Origin of the sequence: Bariatricus sp. SGI.019 (assembly GCF_050315235.1) — a bacterium.
Lineage (GTDB): Bacteria > Bacillota > Clostridia > Lachnospirales > Lachnospiraceae > JAFBIX01.
In genome coordinates this window covers 1-20,176 of record NZ_JBNPOQ010000001.1, presented here as the reverse complement: position 1 = coordinate 20,176, position 20,176 = coordinate 1, and the positions used below count along the sequence as shown (strand labels likewise).

19 protein-coding genes and 2 pseudogenes are annotated in these 20,176 nt (G+C 40.5%); 15 read left to right on the top strand and 6 right to left on the bottom strand.

Annotated features, from left to right (window positions below):
• Positions 1–4: 4 nt before the first annotated feature.
• The gene (locus tag ACQRD1_RS00105; protein WP_235233221.1) at positions 5–1,156 is read left to right on the top strand and encodes a double-cubane-cluster-containing anaerobic reductase; all 1,152 of its coding nucleotides are present in this window, start codon (positions 5–7) and stop codon (positions 1,154–1,156) included.
• Positions 1,157–1,214: 58 nt separating this feature from the next.
• On the opposite strand, the gene ACQRD1_RS00100 is transcribed toward ACQRD1_RS00105, so the two are convergent.
• The 4 genes from ACQRD1_RS00100 to ACQRD1_RS00085 form a co-directional block, all read right to left on the bottom strand.
• A complete protein-coding gene (locus tag ACQRD1_RS00100; RefSeq protein ID WP_347375766.1) occupies positions 1,215–1,883 on the bottom strand; it encodes a phosphatase PAP2 family protein in 669 nt (222 codons plus the stop codon).
• 99 nt (positions 1,884–1,982) lie between these two features.
• Positions 1,983–2,717, bottom strand: a complete 735-nt coding sequence (locus ACQRD1_RS00095; protein WP_331473117.1) for a glycerophosphodiester phosphodiesterase — start codon at positions 2,715–2,717, stop codon at positions 1,983–1,985.
• Positions 2,718–2,822: 105 nt separating this feature from the next.
• Positions 2,823–3,743 (bottom strand): diacylglycerol/lipid kinase family protein, encoded by a 921-nt coding sequence (locus ACQRD1_RS00090; protein WP_235233219.1) that lies wholly within the window; start codon positions 3,741–3,743, stop codon positions 2,823–2,825.
• A gap of 193 nt (positions 3,744–3,936) precedes the next feature.
• On the bottom strand, positions 3,937–4,539 hold the full coding sequence (locus ACQRD1_RS00085; RefSeq protein ID WP_347375767.1) for a TetR/AcrR family transcriptional regulator: 603 nt from the start codon (positions 4,537–4,539) through the stop codon (positions 3,937–3,939).
• A gap of 179 nt (positions 4,540–4,718) precedes the next feature.
• Here ACQRD1_RS00085 and ACQRD1_RS00080 point away from each other — a divergent pair, with 179 nt between their 5' ends.
• From ACQRD1_RS00080 to ACQRD1_RS00040, 9 genes and pseudogenes are all read left to right on the top strand, one after another.
• Complete coding sequence (locus ACQRD1_RS00080) at positions 4,719–6,875, top strand: Tex family protein (protein WP_347375768.1); 2,157 nt, start codon at positions 4,719–4,721, stop codon at positions 6,873–6,875.
• Between the two features lie 27 nt (positions 6,876–6,902).
• Positions 6,903–7,784 carry a YitT family protein gene (locus tag ACQRD1_RS00075; protein ID WP_235233216.1) on the top strand — a complete coding sequence of 294 codons (882 nt, stop codon included), beginning with the start codon at positions 6,903–6,905 and terminating at the stop codon, positions 7,782–7,784.
• A 50-nt stretch (positions 7,785–7,834) separates the two neighbouring features.
• A complete protein-coding gene (locus tag ACQRD1_RS00070; protein ID WP_235233215.1) occupies positions 7,835–9,583 on the top strand; it encodes an ABC transporter ATP-binding protein in 1,749 nt (582 codons plus the stop codon).
• A 3-nt stretch (positions 9,584–9,586) separates the two neighbouring features.
• Positions 9,587–11,491, top strand: coding sequence for an ABC transporter ATP-binding protein (locus ACQRD1_RS00065; RefSeq protein WP_235233214.1), 1,905 nt, complete (start codon positions 9,587–9,589; stop codon positions 11,489–11,491).
• A 90-nt stretch (positions 11,492–11,581) separates the two neighbouring features.
• Positions 11,582–12,859, top strand: coding sequence for a serine dehydratase subunit alpha family protein (locus ACQRD1_RS00060; RefSeq protein ID WP_427786754.1), 1,278 nt, complete (start codon positions 11,582–11,584; stop codon positions 12,857–12,859).
• Between the two features lie 360 nt (positions 12,860–13,219).
• Positions 13,220–13,414: a hypothetical protein gene (locus ACQRD1_RS00055; protein ID WP_427786753.1), complete on the top strand. Its 195-nt coding sequence runs from the start codon at positions 13,220–13,222 to the stop codon at positions 13,412–13,414.
• A gap of 58 nt (positions 13,415–13,472) precedes the next feature.
• Entirely contained in the window at positions 13,473–14,471 is a 999-nt protein-coding gene (locus tag ACQRD1_RS00050; RefSeq protein ID WP_235233211.1) for a helix-turn-helix transcriptional regulator, read from the top strand.
• Between the two features lie 310 nt (positions 14,472–14,781).
• Positions 14,782–15,993, top strand: coding sequence for an ATP-binding protein (locus ACQRD1_RS00045; RefSeq protein WP_427786752.1), 1,212 nt, complete (start codon positions 14,782–14,784; stop codon positions 15,991–15,993).
• 8 nt (positions 15,994–16,001) lie between these two features.
• Positions 16,002–16,109 (top strand): annotated as a pseudogene (locus tag ACQRD1_RS00040) (site-specific integrase); the annotation flags it as partial.
• Here the strand turns inward: ACQRD1_RS00040 and ACQRD1_RS00035 are convergent.
• The gene (locus ACQRD1_RS00035; protein WP_427786811.1) at positions 16,080–16,337 is read right to left on the bottom strand and encodes a hypothetical protein; all 258 of its coding nucleotides are present in this window, start codon (positions 16,335–16,337) and stop codon (positions 16,080–16,082) included. The pseudogene ACQRD1_RS00040 and the gene ACQRD1_RS00035 overlap by 30 nt on opposite strands.
• 501 nt (positions 16,338–16,838) lie before the next feature.
• Between ACQRD1_RS00035 and ACQRD1_RS00030 the strand changes: the two are divergent.
• From ACQRD1_RS00030 to ACQRD1_RS00010, 5 genes and pseudogenes are all read left to right on the top strand, one after another.
• Positions 16,839–17,759 (top strand): annotated as a pseudogene (locus ACQRD1_RS00030) (Abi family protein).
• A gap of 152 nt (positions 17,760–17,911) precedes the next feature.
• Complete coding sequence (locus ACQRD1_RS00025; RefSeq protein WP_235233208.1) at positions 17,912–18,127, top strand: AAA family ATPase; 216 nt, start codon at positions 17,912–17,914, stop codon at positions 18,125–18,127.
• Between the two features lie 219 nt (positions 18,128–18,346).
• Entirely contained in the window at positions 18,347–18,934 is a 588-nt protein-coding gene (locus ACQRD1_RS00020; protein WP_427786751.1) for a type IV toxin-antitoxin system AbiEi family antitoxin domain-containing protein, read from the top strand.
• Positions 18,931–19,170 (top strand): hypothetical protein, encoded by a 240-nt coding sequence (locus ACQRD1_RS00015; RefSeq protein WP_427786750.1) that lies wholly within the window; start codon positions 18,931–18,933, stop codon positions 19,168–19,170. Before ACQRD1_RS00020 ends, ACQRD1_RS00015 begins: the two co-directional genes overlap by 4 nt.
• Before the next feature lie 17 nt (positions 19,171–19,187).
• Positions 19,188–19,652, top strand: coding sequence for a nucleotidyl transferase AbiEii/AbiGii toxin family protein (locus ACQRD1_RS00010; RefSeq protein ID WP_427786749.1), 465 nt, complete (start codon positions 19,188–19,190; stop codon positions 19,650–19,652).
• A gap of 87 nt (positions 19,653–19,739) precedes the next feature.
• Here ACQRD1_RS00010 and ACQRD1_RS00005 read toward each other — a convergent pair.
• The coding region (locus tag ACQRD1_RS00005) for a YecA family protein (RefSeq protein WP_427786748.1) at positions 19,740–20,176 on the bottom strand (437 nt) is incomplete at its 5' end.

Below are 20,176 nucleotides of genomic sequence, written 5' to 3'. Positions count from 1 at the left end.
TGTAATGGAAGTTATCAAAGATTTACCAGAGGTATTCGAAGAATTTGCGGAACAGAGAAAGAATTCTTTTCTGGCAGTAAAGAAGTTAAAAGATCAGGGAGTTCCGGTAGTAGGAGCTTATTGCACGTATTTTCCACAAGAGATTGCAATGGCTATGGGGGCTGCTACTGTAGGCTTATGCTCCACTTCAGATGAGACAATTCCTGATGCAGAGAAGGATCTGCCGAAGAATCTATGTCCATTGATCAAGTCTAGCTATGGATTTGCCAAGACGGATAAATGTCCTTTCTTCCATTTTTCAGATGTTGTAGTCGGAGAGACAACCTGTGACGGTAAGAAGAAGATGTATGAGTATATGTCTGAGTTCAAGGATATATTTATTATGGAGTTGCCGAATACTCAAAGTGAAGAATCATTAAAATTATGGAAGAGTGAGATTATTCGTTTCAAAGAATACTTGGAGAAAAAATTCGATGTTACAATTACGGAGGATGATGTAAGAGAGGCCATTAAAGTCAATAACGAAGTCCGCAGATCTCTGAAGCGACTGTATGAAGTGATGAGACATGATCCGGCTCCAATCACGGGACATGACCTGTTTAAAGTATTGTACGGAAGTGGATTCAAGTTTGACAGAAAAGCAATTCCGGCAGAGACAGATGCTTTGGTTGAAAAGATTGAAAAAGAGTATGCAGAAGGAAAGATGCTGGAGAAAAAACCACGTATCGTCATTACAGGATGCCCAATCGGTGGAGCTACAGAAAAGGTTATCCGTGCAGTGGAAGATAATGGCGGTGTCGTTGTTGCTTTTGAGAACTGCAGCGGTGCAAAATCTATTGATAAACTGGTAGACGAAGAGAACCCAGATGTATATGATGCATTGGCAAGACGTTATCTGAATATTGGATGTTCTGTTATGACTCCAAATCCGAACCGTCTGGATCTTCTCGGAAGACTGATTGACGAGTACAAAGCTGACGGCGTTGTGGAGATGACACTTCAGGCTTGTCATACATACAATGTGGAGACCCTGGCAATCCGCAGATTTGTCAATGAAAAGAAGGGAATTCCTTATATCAATGTAGAGACAGACTATTCCCAGGCAGACATTGGTCAGCTGAATACAAGAATTGCAGCATTTATCGAGATGCTCTAAGATATGAAAAATGCCAGCTGCTGCATGATGCAGGGCTGGCATTTTATTATACATATATTTAGATCGGCTGATGAGAAAGCTTTGGTACTTTCCTTTCCTGTGTCGCATATACAAATGGATATATAATGCATGCCATCGCGATGGCAGCGATTACATCCGTTACAGAATGCTGCTTCAAGAATACTGTTGACAGAATGATCAGAACAGCAAGGATATAAGCAGCCCATTGAATCGGACGATGCTTCTTCAAACGTTCATCATAAGCAATTGCAATACATGCGCCAATGGAGTTGAATACATGGATGCTTGGCAGTACATTCGTTGAAGTATCTTTTGAGTAGACATATTTTACAAGATCAACAAAGATGTTATCTCTTGCAAATGTAGTCGGACGCAAGTGCTGACCATTTGGAAATACTGTGCAGATAATCAGGAAAAGCGTCATACCGGTAATTAAAAATGCGGCAAAGCGATAGAATCCTTTTTTATCTGTAAAAAACAGGTATGTGGCAGTTGCAATAATAAACATGAACCATAACAGGTATGGAACGACAAAATATTCTACAAAAGGAATATAGTCATCCAATGGTGAATGAATCCAAAAGTAATCGACTCCGGTTCTATTTTCCAAATACAAAAACCAAGGCATATAGATGAATGCATATAAAAGTACCCATGCATGACTATATTTCTTGGCTGTTTTTTTTATCCTCTCTATGGCTTTCATAAACATGACCCCTTTGTAAGCCTCTTAACATATCATATTCCTGGTTCAACAGGGATTATAACATGAAAAAATTGAATCAACAACCTTGTTCACGGTTTGTTAATAATTTTCACATGGTTTTTCGAAAATCTGAATGTCAAAATGCTGTTTTCCGCGGCTTAACATCTTTGGTGTTCGAAGTGTCCATACGGCAATCGGAATATGAAAGAGATTCTTTAGTATCCATACATTGGCGACCGGAAGATCACTGAGCTTATAAGAGATGAAGTCCGGGCGGCCGAGAAAGTTAGCGAGCAGATGCTTTACCACAAAACGGAAGAACCAGAATTCTTCCTGGTTGTCAGCGGTCAGATTAGAAGAAAGCTGGCCTCTTAAAACCTGTGGTGCGTGAAGTCGGAACCATCGAATTCCCATAGTGTTAAAAGATTGAATGAGATATCTTCCGTGATACCCTTGTAATTGACGGAGCGTTTCTTCGCAGATCTGCATGGAAGAGGTAGGAATCTTCAATTCAATCAGCAAAGGGACTTTTCCATCTACAAGAGATAGTACATCTCTGAAGAGAGGGATTGTCTCTGAAGTTCCCAGAAGGTGACAGGATTTTAGCTCATGTGAAGTTAGATTTTCAATGGTATCCGGACGGCTGCACATCCTTTTTAGTGTATCGTCATGGAATACAACAAGTTCTCCGTCTTTGGTCAGATGAAGGTCAAGCTCGATTCCGTATCCATTTGCCAGTGCAGCTCGAAATGCCATCATGGAATTCTCCGGAATCCCCTTTTCCTTGCAATGATATCCGCGGTGAGCGAACATCGTATGTCGATAGTGAGTCATATCTTTCTTTCGTGAAAGGCGGGGACATATTGCATAGATATAAAGAAGTATGAATACAACAAATAATAAAACAATAAGCCCAATCATCATAAAGTCCTCCGTAACTTAAGGTGCACTGATCAGCCGTATTTTTTCGGGTTCCAGATAAGCCTGAATATGTTTCCGCTGAAAGACAGGTTCTCCGTCCGTGTGGATAGGAAGTGAGACTTCACTTACGATGTCAATCTTTCGGCAGGAATCAATATGTATACCTTTGAAATGTGTATGCCAACCCTTGAAAGCCGTAGGAAGTAAAGCGAGTATCTTTAACTTTGGCATGTCTGATACAACGATAATATCCAGCAGATCATCATTTGGACGGGCTTTTGGACAGAATTTAAAACCGCCGCCCTCGTAAGCCAGATTCATGGCTGTGGCAAAATATACCTTCTCAAATTCAATTTTCCGTTCGTCATCCAGTGTGATCGTCATTTTTTTTGGTGATATTGTAAGGATTCTGTGAAGTGCAACTCCGGCATAGGTTAGTTTGCCAAGTTTGAGTTTGTTCAATAGTATTTTTAATTTGGACACCATGACTTCATGGCAGACTCCGGCGTCAAATCCAATCCCGGTGCTTACTGCAAAGCGTCGTTTCTTGTCTTCGTATTCGAGAACTCCGATGTTGAGTGGTGTATAGTGTGAGGGGGCAAGAATATTTTCTAAAGCCCTGGCAGGATCGGTTGGAAGATTCAGACCGCGGGCAAAGTCGTTACTAGAGCCGATTGGTATGTAGCCAAGAGTAACCTTTGCCAGATCGACGATTCCAGAGATTACTTCGTTAATCGTTCCATCGCCTCCAAGTACAATAATCGTATGCGGTTCGTGATCAGCGGTAATCTGGCGGACAATCTTGGTAGCATGGTGCTGATATTTGGTGAAAAAAACTTCGTATAATATGTTCTTTTCTTTTAAGACGAGTTCAATGCTTTTCCACATCTGAATTCCCAAGCCAGAACGGGCATTGGGATTGGTTATGAACGTATACATAATGGTTCTCCTATAGATATTATCAATAAGTAAAAAGCTCATATTAAAATAAGCAATTGGCATTATTTGAAGGGTAGCGTTATAATACAGTTACAAGATATTATTGTTAAATGGTTTCACTACCATATTCCCTTCTAGAAAATCCTTTAAGTCCGCTTGCTTGAAGGATTTTTTTTGCATAGAATGAAAGATATTAAAATAATCCATTCAGATAAGTTTCAAGAGAACGTTTCATATTTCCCTCAAAATCTGTATCCCCACTTTTCAGACACCACTCAAATACATTGCCGATTACGATCATACGGATATCGGTGGTGATATCTTCCAGCGCCAGAGAAGGATGGATGATATTCGCATCTATTACTTTTTGCAGATAGTTTGATACCGTAATGATTGGATAGGGCCGCTCTGTTCGAATCAAAGGATTGAGTGACTGGTTCTTGGGGGTATAGTAATTGGACATAAATTCTACACCAAGTTCTTGACAATAATGAACGTAGTTTAAATATACATAGATAATGGTCTGTTTTGCTTCTTCGGCATTTTCCGGAAGATCCAGAAGATCTGGATTAATGCTTGGTTGTTCTTCGATATAATAAGATAACAGGTCATCCTTAGTCTTGAAATGGTGATAAAAGCTTCCGTTTGATACGCCAGCCTCTTCGCAGATGTTTTTGATAGATAACTGATCGTATCCTTTTTTCTGCAGGATATGCTTGGCGGCACGAAAGATCTTGTCCTTGGTTTCTTTGGATTTTAACTGTTGTTTGGATAGTTCTTGTGTTGCTTGCTGCATGTTTATACTCCCTCTGGAAATAATTATTTTGCTTTTGTCATTATAGCATGGGAGATATGAATTTTCAAGAAAACAGAGTGAACTCGGTATTGCGTATGCCATTGCGGTTTCCAGGGAATTCCGCTATAATAATTACTAATGCGCATATGAGATTTAAATGCAGCGGAAAGGGTTACAGTATGGATATTAATCAGAAGATTACAGAAGAATTAAATGTAAAGAGATGGCAGGTAGATGCTGCAGTCAAATTGATTGATGAAGGCAATACCATTCCATTTATTGCCAGATATAGAAAAGAGGCTACGGGAACACTGGATGATGAGCAGCTTCGTAAATTATACGAAAGATTGAATTATCTGCGTAATCTGGAAGAGAAAAAAGAACAGGTATTATCCAGTATTGAAGAACAAGGAAAATTAACAGAAGAGCTGAAGAAGCAGATTCTGGCAGCTGAGACATTGGTCGTAGTAGAAGACTTGTATCGCCCGTATCGTCCGAAGAGAAGAACGAGGGCGACGATTGCTAAGGAAAAAGGATTGGAACCTCTGGCGGCGGTGATCACTCTTCAGAAGATGAGCCGACCGGTGGAAGAAGAGGCAAAAGCATATGTGAATCCTGAAAAAGAGGTCAATACTGTTGCAGAAGCGATTGCGGGAGCAAGAGATATCATTGCAGAGAGTATCTCTGATGAAGCGGATTACCGAAGCTGGATTCGTAAGATTACGATGCAGAAAGGCCGCCTCATCTCAACAGCGAAGGATGAGAAGGCTGAATCTGTCTATGAGATGTATTATGACTTTGAAGAGCCGGTGAATCGATTGGCAGGTCATCGTGTGCTGGCATTGAATCGTGGAGAGAAGGAGAAGTTCCTGACGGTGAAGATTGAAGCTCCCGAGGAAGATATTATTCGATATCTCGAGAAGAAGACGATTCATGGAGACAATGCTTATACAACTTTGGTCTTAAAAGAAGCAATAGAAGACAGTTACAAACGTCTGATTGCACCTGCAATTGAACGGGAGATCCGCAATGATCTTACGGAAAAGGCAGAAGATGGAGCAATCGAAGTGTTCAAGAAGAACCTGGAACAGCTTCTGATGCAGCCACCGATCGTAGGGCAGACTGTTCTTGGATGGGACCCGGCTTTTCGTACCGGCTGTAAGCTCGCGGTGGTAGATCCGACCGGTAAGGTCATTGGGACAACGGTCATCTATCCAACGGCGCCAACGACACCACAGAAGATACAGGCATCCAAGGATCTGTTAAAGAAGATTATCAAGAAATATAACATTACGCTTATCTCAGTGGGAAATGGTACGGCTTCCCGGGAATCAGAGATGTTCATCGTAGAATTATTAAAAGAGATTCCAGAGAAGGTTCAATATGTAATTGTTAACGAAGCTGGAGCATCCGTATACTCTGCCAGCAAGCTGGCGTCGGAGGAATTCCCGAAGTTCGATGTGGGACAGAGAAGTGCGACATCCATCGCCAGACGACTTCAGGATCCTCTGGCAGAACTGGTGAAGATTGATCCAAAATCCATCGGTGTAGGACAGTATCAGCATGACATGAATCAGAAAAAACTTAGTGAAGCGTTGTCCGGTGTAGTAGAAGATTGTGTTAACAGAGTCGGCGTGGATTTGAATACAGCGTCGGCACCACTTTTGGCATATATTTCCGGTATCTCAGGAACCATAGCTAAGAATATCGTAACCTACCGCGAGGAAAATGGACGTTTCACTGACCGGAAGCAGCTTTTGAAGGTTGCTAAGCTTGGACCAAAAGCTTTTGAGCAATGTGCCGGTTTCATGCGGATCCAGGGAGGGGACAACCCGTTAGATGGCACCAGTGTACATCCAGAATCTTATGAGGCGGCAGAAAAGCTGTTGAAAAAGCAGGGATTTGCAGTAGAAGACATCAGCGGTGGAAAGCTTGTGGGCTTGTCACTGACAATCAAAGACTACAAGAAACTTGCAAAGGAATTGGGAGTTGGCGAGATTACTCTGCGGGATATTGTAAAGGAACTGGAAAAACCAGCGCGAGATCCGCGTGATGAGATGCCAAAACCGATTCTTCGGACAGATGTCCTGGAGATGAAAGATCTGACGGAAGGTATGGTGTTAAAAGGAACTGTCAGAAATGTAATTGACTTTGGTGTGTTTGTGGATATCGGAGTCCATCAGGATGGACTGGTGCATATTTCCGAGATCACGGATAAAAAATATATCAAGCATCCACTGGAAGTAGTGAGTGTGGGAGATATTGTAGATGTTAAGGTGCTGAGTGTAGATCTGAAGAAGAAGAGGATTCAGCTGACAATGAAAGGTATTTCATAGATTTTCGAAAGAGAGGTTGATGAAATCATGAAAAATTGGAAGAAAAGCTTGTTCACTCTGGCAGGAGTACTGATAGGAAATGTAATTCTTGCGTTGGCAGTTGGGGCGTTTATTGTGCCGCACGGAATTATCATGGGCGGTGCGACCGGTATCGGTCTTACCATTACTCATTATATACCTGTCAATTTGTCAGTAATCGTATTTATTATTAATGCAGTTCTGTTTATATTGGGTACTTTTGTGTTGGGAAAAAAGTTCGCGCTTACGACCATCATCAGTACCATTGTGTATCCGGTATTCTTGTCGATTGTGCAGGCAATCCCGGGAATTGACACTTTGACTGACAATATTATGCTGGCAACGATCTATGCAGGTGCGTTGCTGGGAATAGGAATCGGACTTGTAGTACGTGTGGGAGCATCTACTGGAGGAACAGATATCCTTGCGTTGGTATTGAATAAATGGTTCCACGTATCGATTGCAGTTATGATGTATGTGGTGGATTTTATCGTCTTGGGATTCCAGGTGCTCTTTTCAAATTCTGAGCAGATTTTGTATGGTATTCTTGCACTTGTTCTCACGACGTTGGTTATGAACCGTGTCATACTGATGGGACAGTCTCAGATTCAACTCTTTGTTATCACTGAGAAATACGAAGAGGTTAAGGAAAGAATGTTGAAAGAGATTGATGCCGGAGTAACCATGGTTCATATAGAGACTGGTTATGGGGAAAAACAACAGAAAGGTGTGCTGTGTGTTATCCCGAACCGAAAATTATATTCTGTAAATCAGATGGTCCAGGCTGTTGATCCAAAGGCGTTTATTACGATTACCCAGATTAACGAGGTACGTGGACGGGGATTTACAATGGAAAAAGTACGTTACGGAGAGGAAGAAGAGACTCAATAAGCATATACTTGATGAACAGACAGAAGAAGCAGGCAGAAAGGAGGAGCCCGATGGTACGGACTTTATTAAAAGAAGTAAAAGAGTATAAATTTGTATCTATCATCACCCCGTTATTTATGATCTTGGAAGTTCTGATGGAGATGCTGATTCCATTTTTAATGGCTTCGATTATTGATGATGGTGTCAATGCGGGAAATATCCAGCATATTTATAAAGTCGGCGGAATTATGATCGTGGCAGCAGTGGTTGGCCTTTTTGCCGGAATGGCAGGCGGAAAATTCGGTGCAAAGGCTTCTGCCGGATTTGCGAAAAATCTAAGAGAAGCTATGTTTAACCATATTCAGACATTTTCATTTTCAAATATTGATAAATACAGTACTGCTGGTCTTGTTACACGTCTGACAACGGATGTGACGAATATCCAGAATGCTTACCAGATGGTACTTAGGATGTTTACCAGAGCTCCGGCCAGCCTGATCTGTGCGATGATTATGGCATTTCGCATCAATGCGCGACTTTCAAATATTTATCTGATTGCGGTACTTTTGTTGGGAACAATTCTTGTGCTGATCATGAGCCATGCTACACGTTATTTTCAACAGGCATTTCCAAAATATGATGAACTGAATGCATCTGTACAGGAAAATGTCTCTGCGGTCCGTGTTGTTAAGGCGTATGTCAGAGAAGAACAAGAGACGAATAAGTTCAAAAAAGCCAGTGAGAATATCTATCGGATCTTCGTAAAAGCAGAATGTAACCTGGTGTATAATGCACCATTAATGCAGTTGACAGTCTATTCCTGTATCCTTCTGATCAGCTGGATCGGTGCAAAGATGATTGTGGCGACTACTCTGACAACGGGAGAACTTATGAGTCTTCTCGCGTATTGCATGAACATATTGATGAGTCTGATGATGATGTCCATGGTATTTGTCATGGTATCCATGAGTACAGCCAGTATTCGTCGTATCTCAGAAATCCTGAATGAAACCAGTGATCTTAAGAACCCTGAGAATCCATTGTTGGAAGTGGAAGATGGAAGTATTGAGTTTTCACATGTGTATTTTTCTTATAAAAAGGACAGTGAGGAACCTGTCCTGAAGGATATTAATCTGAAGATTCGCTCTGGTGAGACAATAGGAATTATCGGAGGAACCGGAAGTGCCAAGACCAGCCTTGTGAATCTGGTAAGCCGTCTCTATGATGTGACGGAAGGAGAGATCCTGGTAGGAGGACACAATGTTAAAGATTACGATATGGAAGCATTGCGTAATCAGGTATCCGTAGTGCTGCAGAATAATGTGTTATTCTCTGGTTCGATTCTGGATAACCTGCGATGGGGTGATAAAGAAGCAACGGAAGAAGAGTGCCGGAATGCCTGCGTGCTTGCCTGTGCGGATGAATTTATTCAGAGATTCCCGGATGGATATCAGACGCATATTGAACAGGGAGGAAGTAATGTGTCTGGTGGGCAGAAGCAGCGTCTGTGTATCGCCAGAGCACTTCTTAAGAAACCGAAGATATTGATCTTGGATGACAGTACCAGCGCGGTGGATACAGCTACGGATGCCAAGATCCGCAGGGCGTTCCGGGAAGAGATTCCGGATACGACGAAGCTGATTATTGCGCAGAGGATCTCCAGTGTGCAGGATGCAGACCGCATTATTGTTATGGAGGAAGGAAAGATCAATGGATTTGGAACGCATGAAGAATTAGTTGCGAATAATGAGATCTACCGAGAGGTCTATGAATCACAGACCCAAGGCGGCGGAGACTTCGATGAAAAGGCAGGTGAGTAGCAGATGACAGGTCCAATGGGAAGAGCACCGCGAGGTGTCAAATCGAACGTAAAAAATCCGGGGAAATTATTCAAAAGGTTGATGAGCTATGTATTCCGCAATTATAAATACCATTGTGCTGCAGTTCTGATACTCATATTCCTTGGTGTCATTGCAAATGTGCAGGGAACTATGTTCATGAAGAATCTGATCGATGATTATATTACGCCATTTTTGCTGACAGATCAGCCAAATTTTGCGCCGCTTGCCAAAGCAATCGGAAGAGTTGCATGCTTTTATGCAGTCGGCATTATCTCAACCTATCTGTATAATCGGATCATGGTCAATGTAACTCAGGGTACATTGCGGGATATGAGGGATGACCTTTTTGAACATATGCAGAAGCTGCCGATCAAATACTTCGATACGCATTCACATGGTGATATCATGTCTGTATATACAAATGATATTGACACTTTGCGTCAGATGATCAGTCAGAGTATACCGCAGGTTATCAACAGTGGATTTACGATTATCAGTGTATTTGTCAGCATGCTGATCTTGAATATTCCGTTGACAATCGTAACACTGATTATGGTCGGAATTATGATTACCTGTTCCAAAGCCGCTGCCGGAAGGAGTGGAAAGTACTTCCTGGAGCAGCAGCGTAATCTTGGAGCAGTGAATGGACACATTGAAGAGATGATGAATGGGCAGAAAGTAGTCAAAGTGTTCTGTCATGAAGAAGAAAGCAAAGAAGAATTTAAAGAATTAAATGACAGACTCTTTCATAGCGCTGATAAGGCTAATACATTTGCCAATATTCTGGGTCCGATTAATGCACAGATTGGAAATGTCAGTTATGTAGTCTGTGCCATTGTGGGTGGTATACTTGCACTCAATAAAGTAGGCGGCTTTACGCTGGGGGGTCTGGCAAGTTTTCTGACCTTTAATAAGAGCTTTAGTATGCCGATCAACCAGGTAAGCCAGCAGTTAAATGCAATCGTAATGGCCATGGCGGGAGCAGAACGAATCTTCAAGCTGATGGATGAGGAACCGGAAGTGGATAATGGTTACGTAACACTGGTCAATGTAAAAGAGAAGAATGGGACATTGGTGGAGTGCCCGGAGCGAACCGGAAAATGGGCATGGAAACATATTCACCAGGCAGATGGAAGTATAGATTATGTCGAAGTCAAAGGCCATGTGGTCTTCAATGGAGTTGATTTTGGATACAATGATGATAAGATTGTACTTCATGATGTAAAATTGTATGCAGAACCGGGGCAGAAGATTGCATTCGTTGGATCTACCGGAGCTGGTAAGACAACGATTACCAATCTGATCAATCGTTTTTATGATATTCAGGATGGGAAGATCCGTTATGATGGAATTAATATAAATAAGATAAAAAAAGCGGATTTACGGCATTCTCTCGGTATTGTTCTGCAGGATACGCATTTATTTACCGGGACGGTAAAAGAAAATATCCGTTTTGGAAGACTGGATGCTACAGATGAAGAGGTTGTGGCAGCGGCCAGATTAGCCAATGCGGATGGATTTATCCGTAGGTTGCCGGAAGGATACGATACCGTGCTGACGGGGGATGGCGCGAATTTAAGTCAGGGACAGCGACAGCTTCTGGCAATTGCCCGTGCAGCAATTGCAGATCCACCGGTATTAATTCTGGATGAGGCGACCAGTTCCATTGATACCCGAACTGAGCGAATCGTACAAGATGGTATGGATAAACTGATGCATGGAAGAACAACCTTCGTCATTGCTCACAGATTATCTACTGTACGTAATTCCGACTGTATCATGGTACTGGAACAGGGAAGAATCATTGAGCGAGGGACGCATGATCAGCTGATTGAAGAAAAAGGAAGATATTATCAGTTGTATACTGGAAATTCCATCAGTGCATAATTGCACAACTATTGCAACGAAGTTGAAACTTTCTTATAATAAAAATAGAGTTAAAGTTCGTGATAACAAAAATATAAAGGAGTGACAATTGTGCAGAAAACAGATGAAAAATATCAGGCATATGTTCAGATATTGAAGGAAGAACTGGTTCCGGCAATGGGGTGCACGGAGCCAATTGCACTTGCCTATGCAGCGGCAAAAGCAAGAGAAGTATTGGGATGCATTCCTGATAAAGTAAAAATTGGTGCAAGTGGAAGTATCATTAAGAATGTGAAGAGTGTAATCGTTCCGAACACGAATCATCTGAAAGGAATTCCGGCAGCAGCAACCGCCGGAATCATCGCCGGAAGACCGGAGAAAGAGTTGGAAGTTATTGCAGAAGTATCGGAAGACCAGATTCAGCAGATGATCTCATTTCTGCAGGAAACATCGATTGAAGTAGAACATATTGACAATGGAATTACCTTTGATATTGTGGTTACAGTCTGCAAAGACGATAACTATGCAAAAGTCAGAATTGCCAACTATCATACGAATATCGTGCTTATTGAAAAGAATGGAGAAGAGATTTTGTCTGTCCCGGTAGAAGGCGAAAGTGAAGAGGGCCTGACAGACAGAAGCTGCCTGGATATGGAAAGTATCTGGGACTTCATTAACACCGTAGATATAGAAGACATCCGGGAAGTGATCGGACGGCAGATAGAGTACAATACGGCAATTGCAGAAGAAGGATTACGAGGTGATTATGGCGCCAATATCGGGACTGTACTGTTAAAGACTTACGGAGATGATGTGAGAACCCGTGCAAAAGCAATGGCAGCCGCTGGCTCCGATGCACGTATGAATGGATGTGAACTTCCAGTTATTATCAATGCCGGAAGCGGGAATCAGGGCATGACCTGTTCACTTCCTGTTCTGGAATATGCCAAAGACCGAGGGGCAGACGAAGATAAGACCTATCGTGCACTGGCATTATCCAATTTGGTGGCGATTCATCAGAAGACCGGAATTGGAAGATTGTCTGCGTATTGTGGAGCTGTCAGTGCGGGTGCGGCAGCAGGCGCAGGAATCGCATATCTCTGTGGCGGCGGTTATCAGGAGATCATCCACACCGTTGTCAATGCACTGGCAATCGTATCCGGTATGGTCTGCGATGGAGCAAAGGCTTCCTGCGCGGCCAAGATTGCAGCATCCGTTGATGCCGGAATCCTTGGATACAATATGTTCCTTAACGGTCAGCAATTCTACGCCGGAGAAGGTATCGTGACCAAAGGTGTTGAGGCTACTATCAGTAATATCGGACGCCTCGGCAAAGAAGGAATGCGAGAGACGAACGAAGAGATCATCAAGATGATGATTGGAGAATAGAGATTAATCATAAGAGACGGAGGAATTATTGTTTCCTCCGTCTTTTATCTCTTCAATTCTTCTTGAATTTTTTTCCTTTGTCTGCGTTCGTGGGCAAGCTCTTCCTGAATCATTTTTTCAACTGTATCAGTTTATCAGATTTTTCTCATATAAGTCAAAGAGAAAATTTAAATTTTAACAATAAATATTTGATAGTTGGGGGATCGTATAAGTCCAGATTTCGACCCTTTTAATTTGCTAAACTAATGATAACGAAGAAAAGCAAACGAGTTTATCATATGAATGGAGGTCGGAAATCAATGAAGGGATATGCTACACAGGCTGGTTACATGGGATATGTAGAAGGAAGATATATGTTATTTGCAAGCGAAGAAGAGTACAGAGAATTCATGGAAGATTAGAGATTCTGAGAGGAAGATGAAGGTAAATCTGGTCAAAGAGTCTGATAACGAGGCAGATAAGGAAGCAATTAAAGTAGAACTTCCGGGGTTTGGTATAACTGCAATAAGTCCTGAAGATGGGACTTATTACACCCACATTCCTTTGTATTCGTGATACAATAGATTTATCAGGAATGAAGTTATCAGTTTGAATATAAAGGAGGATGCATTTTATGGCAGAAGGGAATAATCAGAAATTAAAGATTCTATATCTTTTGAAGATATTGATGGAGAAAACAGATGAGACCCATAGAATCACCATGCCGGAAATTATTGAATCATTAAAGGCATACAATGTGAGCGCAGAACGTAAAAGCCTATACAATGATCTTGAAAATCTGCGGATTTTTGGAGTGGATGTTATCGGGGAGAAGGAAAATAAGACCTATTATTACTATATCGGAAATCGACAGTTCGAGCTGGCAGAATTAAAGCTTCTGGTGGATTCTGTACAATCGGCAAAATTTATCACTGCGAAGAAGTCCAATGAACTGATCAAAAAAATTGAGGGACTTGCCAGTCAATATGAAGCCTCTCAGCTTCATCGCCAGGTCTATGTAACAGAACGGGTCAAGACGATTAATGAAGGAATCTATTATAACGTGGATCAGATTCATCAGGCAATTGCAGCCAATGTGCAGATTACATTTCAATACTTTAACTGGAACGTGGATAAGGAGCAGGTTCTTCGAAAAGATGGGGCTTTATATCAGGTTAGCCCTTGGGCACTGTCCTGGGATGATGATAATTATTATCTTGTGGCATTCGACAGTCAGGAAGATAAAATCAAGCATTTCCGAGTAGATAAGATGCTCCACATCGAATTAACCAAAGAGAAACGAGAAGGAAGCAAGCGGTTCGAACAATTTGACATCGGCGCTTATTCAAGAAAATTATTTGGAATGTTCGATGGTGAAGAAGAGACTGTCCAGATTGAATGCGAAAACTATCTGGCCGGCGTTATGATCGACCGATTCGGAAAAGAAGTCATGATGCGGAAAGAAGATGAAGATCACTTCGTTGTAAGCGTCCGAGTAGCCGTCAGCAGACAATTCCTCTCTTGGGTTATGTCCCTGGGTGAAGGAGCGAAGATCGTGGGGCCGGAGAAAGTGGTCGGGCAAGTGAAAGAAGAGATTCAGAGATTGATGCGGCAGTATGGGAGTGAAGAATGAAAGAGAACCAGTATTTATAATGGTTTCAGCCATCTGAGCAGATGAATTTCCCATTTACTGTGGTAGGTGGGAGTTTTTCTATTATTTTAGATATGGTTATTTTGGGCTACAATATAGTAAGAGAAATGATTTGGATTTTAGCCAAGTATAATTTACTAAAGTACAGTTGACTAAATTGCGAGTACAAAACTAATAATATATTTTAAATCGAATTAAATTATTCATTTTGCAATAGTTTCTGGTTATAACCGCAAAACTTATTGAAAATATGGGTTAATTGCGGTAATATAATGATATGGAGGTGGTAGATATGATTAACAGACCGCTTTATACAGAGAAAATCATGGTTTACACAGACACGCCATTTGTAAAAGTACTCACTGGTGTTCGCCGTTGTGGAAAATCCACAATATTGAAAATGATTATGGAAAAGCTGCAGAATGAAAGAGGAATCTCGGAAGACCAAATTGTATCCATGCGATTTGATTCCATGGAATATGAGGATATGACTGCAAAGCAGATGTTTGAAGCTGTGAAAGCAAAGTTTAGTGAAAACAAAAAGACCTACCTCTTTCTTGATGAAGTACAGGAAATTGAAGGGTGGGAAAAGGTTGTGAATTCGTTGGCCAGTGATTACGATGTGGATCTGTATGTAACTGGATCCAACTCTCGTATGATGTCTTCGGAAATTTCAACTTATCTTACGGGACGATATGTTTCTTTTCGTATTTTCCCTCTTTCCTTTGAAGAGTATCTGACTTTCCGGAAAGAGTATACAGAAGTAAAAGATGTTCATGCGGAACTTGCAGATTATATTCGTCTTGGAGGCTTCCCGGCAACACATCTGCGTGATTATTCACAGGATGAGGTTTATACTATCGTTCGCGATATTTACAATTCGACAATCTTTTCTGATATTGTAAGGAAAAACCAGATTCGTAAAGTTGATCAGTTGGAGCGAGTGGTTAAATACACATTTTCTAATGTGGGAAATACTTTTTCTGCAAAATCCATTTCAGACTATTTGAAATCAGAGCATAGAAAGATAGATAATGAGACTGTATACAGTTATTTGGAAAAACTGGAAAAGGCATATCTACTACATCGTTGCTCCAGATATGATCTGCAGGGGAAAGAGATTCTGAAGACACAGGAAAAATTTTATCTTGCAGATACTGCGCTTCGATATAGTGTTCTGGGGTATCATCCGGACAGCGTTGCTTCCAGTTTGGAAAATGTTGTCTATCTAGAACTTTGCAGGCGAGGATACGAGGTTAATATAGGTAAGACAGCAGATGGTGAGGTTGATTTTGTCGCGCAGCGTCAAGGTGAAAAACTGTATGTGCAGGTTACTCAGGAAATACGATCTGAGAAAACCGAGCGAAGAGAGTATGATCGTCTACTTGAAATAAAAGATAACTATCCGAAATACGTTCTTCGAACTGACGAATTTGCCGGAGGTAATTATGAAGGCATTAAGAGTATGCATGTTGCGGATTTCCTTTTGAGTAGGGAATACTAATGTGGATGATACCAGAAGTGACACCTCATGTATGCCACCATACTTACTGCAGCAACATGGCAAAGACAGGAATCAATCCAAAGTCATTACAGTATCTGATGTTCCGTAATTCCATAGACAAGGACGAGATAAATATCTTTCCTGGAAGCAGTGATCTGCACTTTTACATGGGAAAGATAAGCATCATGTATTTTGCCTTTGTAAAACAGAGGAAGTTTTACCTTGCCTTTCCTGCGGTTACGCAGCTCCGTAGCAAATACCCACTTATTGTGATATAGGAACTTACGCTTTGCAGTCAGACGAATGATATAATCCTGCCCCATGGAATCCAGCTTCAGGAACATCTTGTTATCATCATAACCTCGATCCATGACAAAGGTTGCTTTTTCGAATAAAGCAGCTGCACGTTCCATTGCAGAGAACGTGATATCGTTGATGGCTGGGACACCATTTTCTGACCAGCGTCAGATAAGTCTTAAGAGCAGCTTTCGGAGTCCCTTTTGCAAGGTGTCTGGAAATTTTATTGGAAAAAGATAAAATTTCCCGTTTCATTTGATACGTATTTGATGTAAAATTAACCACAGGGAATCCTCCTTCTTTTTGTTTAGTACGGTTATTTTGTGGTGATTTAATTTTACATCAAAAAGGAACAGGATTCCTTATATTTTGGGCATTTTTTTAAAGTTGTGGATAGACAATGCCGTAGAGCGGGCTTCAGGTAGATAAGACTGCGGAAACTCAAGAAAAAGGAATCTTGACAGTCACAATAAAAGTTGTATAATGATAGTAACAGAACCCACCACGCCTCTGATTTTCATGCGCAACCCGGTGGGACTTTTTCATTTATGGGGTGTTTTATGTATCAATATCCAAAACAAATATTAACAATAGCACAGCAGGTACAATCATATATTGATGCAGGAATGGTAATTACTTCTCGTGCGGATGTAGAAAAGGCATTAAAGTCAGTTGGGTTTTATCGTTTGCGTGGATACTCTTTCCACTTATATGATAATGTTACAAAGAAGTATGTTCCAGGAACAAAGTTTGAAGATATTTTAAAGTTGTATCAATTTGATTAGGAATTATCTGCTATGATTTTTTCAATGATTTCTAAGATTGAGGTGGCTTTGAGAGTACAATTAGTGGAATCGTTACTTATACACGGAGAACCACTTGTTTTGCAGGATTCATCGATTTTTAAAGAGAAAAAACTGTATTGGCAGAATATGTCTACAGTAGCGTCAGAAATTGCTCGTTCTAATGATGTGTTTATCAAATATAATTTTGATAATCATGATGGAGAGGTGCCTGTATGGGCAGCTGTTGAAGTTCTTTCATTTGGTACGTTATCGAAGATAATTAAAAATTTGAAAACAGGTACTGGAAGCTCATATTCTATATTGGCAGCTAATTATCAGTATAAATCGAAAAAAGGAAATTTGGTAAATCCATCACAGAAAATGTTTGCTTCATGGATACAGGGTGTTTCAGTATTGCGCAATATGTGTGCTCATAATTCCAGAATTTACAACCGCACAATACATACGACACCGGAAATTCTGGATGCAGATAAAGTTACACCACCACCGGCACATAACGGTTTGTATCAAATCTTACTGGCGATGAAGTATCTGCGTTCATCCGATGAGGAGTGGACAGTATTTGTGAATGCCTTTGATAAGCTGATTCAAAATAATATTGGTGTAATCAGTCTTACAGCGATGAATCTTCCGACAGATTGGAAAGCACATCTAAGTGTATAAACGCAGTAGAACTGCATAAAATAGTAAAGCAGACCTAACCAAGCATTTTATGCTCAAACCGGTTAGGCTTTCGGCGAAGTGTTACGATAAGCACTTCGCCATTTTTTATAGTATACTATTCTGGAAGAATTAAGTTGATTCAGGAGAAGCCTATGAAAATTTCACGATTAATCATAAAAAATTATAGAAATCTGAAAGATGTAGATATTTGTCTGGGAGAGACTGTTGTTTTTATAGGTGAAAACAATAGCGGAAAAAGTAATCTGTTACGAGCAGTGACTTTACCATTTCTAACAGATGAATCAAGTTTCTCAGGAAAGAGCCTATCTTGGATAGATATAAATGATGCTGCGAAGGAAAAATATTAGGGGCTATCAAAATCTCTACAGACCTATCTTCTATAGAACGGCGGGTGAGTGCTGCGTGTGCAGTCGCGAAATGAAAGATGGGGTAGCTCACTGAAAATCCATTGACAAAGCGTGAAATAATTACTATAATTTTAATTAAATTCGGCAAAGTAATAAAGCGCCGAAAATTATTTAAATAATTATCACGAATTTGGATATACTGGAATTGAGGTGAGAAAGATGACAAAGACGGCACAGATTTCCAATGACCAAATGATTTTTTCGGTTCAAGAGCTGAAAGATAAAGGTTTTTCATATTATAAAATCAATCAGATGGTTGACCAGGGGATCCTGATAAAACTGAATAAAAAGTATTATGAAAATGCAAATTTTGATGGTGAGGGATCAGATTTCTACTATGCCTATGCATTTGTACCAGACGGAGTAGTTTGTCTGCTGAGTGCAGCCGTGTATTATAAACTGTCTACTTATCGCCCGGATGCCATTGATGTAGCAATTCCGAGAAAAGCAAAGGTATCAACACTACCGGATTGGCCGGAACTGAATGTACGCTATTTTACAGATGACCGGTTTGGTATTGGCATCGAGACCGTAGAAGATGGAAATAACAGATTTCGCATTTACGATATCGAGAAAACTGTTGTTGATATTGTTTTCTACAGGGAAAAAATTGGAATTGAGGAAACAAAGGAAGTTCTTACAACTTATCTGCATCGGAGTGACCGTAATCTGAATAGGCTAATCAGATATGCAGAGATGCTCAAATGTGGAGAGGTAATGAAAATGTATCTGGAGGTGCTGGTATGAAAAATGCTGTATCCGTAAAGGACAGATTAAAGAAACTGGCGATAGAAGATGGAAAGACTATGCAGGATAAGTTGGTCACATATGGTTTGGAGAGAACAATATATAGATTATCTGTTTCAAATTATGTGGAGAGATTTACACTAAAGGGTGGTATTTTTTTGTATGCACTATTTGATGGAGAGTATGCTCGTGCAACAATGGATACCTGGACAGAACCAAGGCTCCGGTATCAATAGATATTGGTTTTGGTGATGTGGTGTATCCAGAAAGAATGAAAATGGAGTTCCCGGTTCTGCTGGATATGGAAGTTCCGGAGGTATATGCCTATTCGATTTATTCCGTCATAGCAGAAAAGTTTGAGGCTTTTGTTTCTTTGGGCCTTGCAAATGGTAGATATAAGGATTTCTATGATATCTATGTTTTGGCTGACAGATATGATCTTAATGGTATGGAATTAAAGAATGCGATTGTAGAGACCTTTACCCATCGAGGTACCGGTTTTGATGATATTGCAGCTTTTGATAATGATTTTACCAAGGATGAGATAAGGCAGAGAAGATGGAGAGCCTTTATCAAAAAGAAAAAAGCACTGGTAAAAGTAGAATTTGAAGAAACTATGCAACTACTAAAAGAGTTATTGCTGCCCATCGTGGATTCAATTCATAACAATAATTCCTTTGAGCAGACATGGAGTAAAGAAACAAAAAGTTGGATGTAAATACATAAAATTAGTGACCAGGGATCGTGTAGAGATACATGGTCCTTTTTTTGCAAAGAAGGAGATGAGTAGGTGACTATTTCAGAATTAAATTGTACCAATGTGTTGCTTAAGTATTTCTTTAAGGAGTTCGTGTATAGAGATTTGTATGTTTACAAAGACCTTTTTATCATGATAAGAACAAAATCCAGTAAAAGTGGTTGCAATTTTTCTGCCTTGTTCTTGAGATGATTGAAAAATTAAATTTGATGTTCCGTTTAAAGTCTCAACCCAGCCGTTTTCTGCTATTTTTGAGAGAATACGATTATTTTGAATAGCATGAGCTTTTACAATTTTATCTGTGCATTCAGCTTTATTAGGGTGCAAGCATTGTTTGATTTGACCATCTCTTTTTAGGCTCTTTTGAGCGTCAAATGTAGCTTCAGCAAGAAACTCGATTTCACTTTTATTCAAACAGCATTTCTTGTACTTTTTGCCACTTCCGCATGGGCAGAGATTGTTTCTTCCTATTTTCATAATAATTA